Raw genomic sequence first — 1,335 nt, 5'->3', positions numbered from 1 at the left:
GATGTCGCGACAACATGTTTGCCCGACCAAAGTGCTTCAGCCGTCTTAAGATTGGTACCGCCGCCGTGCGTGATAGGCAGAATGATCGCATGTGCGATTGTCAGCAGCCCCTGGAGACACTCTTCCGAAACGACCCCAGCGGAAATGGTTGCCCGATTCAATCCCGCCACTCGATGAAAACGGGCATCGCTCACAATCGAAGCACCAACGCCACCGACCAGAACGATCGACTCGTCGGGCGCAATGCATCCTACGCCGCCGCCAAACATATCGAAGAATCCCGTAATGTTAGGCGGATGCGCCGAGCCGCAGAGCACTGCAATTTTCCTGTGCTGGGCAACTCGATTCGCTTGCTCGAGACCATCAATTGTCACCGTTCGACGCGCGACGCCGTTCTGCGCAAGAATGCACTTAGCCTTGGTGCGCGACTGCATCCACTCGAGATCCTCCCGCGATACCGCGCACACGCCATGTGCATTACGCAGGGCCTTGAGTTCAGTTTCACTGATCAAGGCGCGCGCGCGCTGGGCTTCTTCGATCGACAGATACTGAGCTACGATGTCGTAACGCAACTGATTTTCGATATTTTCGGAGCCGTATATCAGCACCGTTTCACTCAGTTTTCTTTCTGTTACAAATCGCTTTGCGAAATCAAACAACCAGGGATTTTCGACCAGGATCAAATCCGGAGTTGGATCAATCTTGCTGGCGAGTGATCGATAGGCATCGTCATCCTCCGCATAAAGGCGACCGATCGCCCAATCTTCCATCAACAATGGATTCTGGATGTATCTCCGTAACGGCTCATGCTCCGGATACTCGCAGAAATACTCTTCTGGTGCGTATTGATCGCTTCCCAGCACGCCTGCGGATTGCACCTGATGTCCAGCAGCACGCAATACCCGGACAATATTCGCCACCCGATGCTGGCCGCCATGCGCCGGCGTTCCAATCGGGTATGTGCTTAGCGTCAATATCTTCATTTGCGGTTACTCGTTGCTTGAGGTTCTTCCGACACTTCCATCTGATCTTGGCAATTCTTCTGCATCTCCTCCCCCATTCTAACCAAGTGATTCTCGAGCGCACGAAGATCCCTTAGATGACGATTGACGCTAAAGAAAAAACAAACGCCCTGAATGAGATTACCGAATAGAGGAACGCCGAATAACTTGTTCGCCAGGATTGCTCCCTTCAGATGTTCGATCTTGACATTATGTCGCCGCGCCTCTTTCGAGTTCTGGATATCCGACAAAATAATCGCCTTGCTCACTCCTGCACGCACTCGACTCAGATAGTGCCGCTCACCGTATTCGTCTGGCTCCCGCTTCAAAATTG

Annotated in this window: 1 protein-coding gene and 1 pseudogene; both read right to left on the bottom strand. The window is 52.7% G+C overall.

Annotation, left to right across the window (positions count from 1 at the left end):
- Positions 1-983, bottom strand: a 983-nt coding sequence (locus tag JMF90_RS37385; protein WP_201326369.1) for a glycosyltransferase family 1 protein, incomplete at its 3' end; no start/stop codon positions are given.
- Positions 980-1,335: pseudogene (locus JMF90_RS37380) on the bottom strand (FkbM family methyltransferase); the annotation flags it as partial. The pseudogene JMF90_RS37380 and the gene JMF90_RS37385, both read right to left, overlap by 4 nt.

This window comes from Burkholderia sp. E168m23, assembly GCF_016586125.1.
GTDB classification, from domain to species: domain Bacteria; phylum Pseudomonadota; class Gammaproteobacteria; order Burkholderiales; family Burkholderiaceae; genus Burkholderia; species Burkholderia orbicola.
Note: the sequence above shows the minus strand (reverse complement) of the source record. Positions and strands in the feature narration are given on the sequence as shown.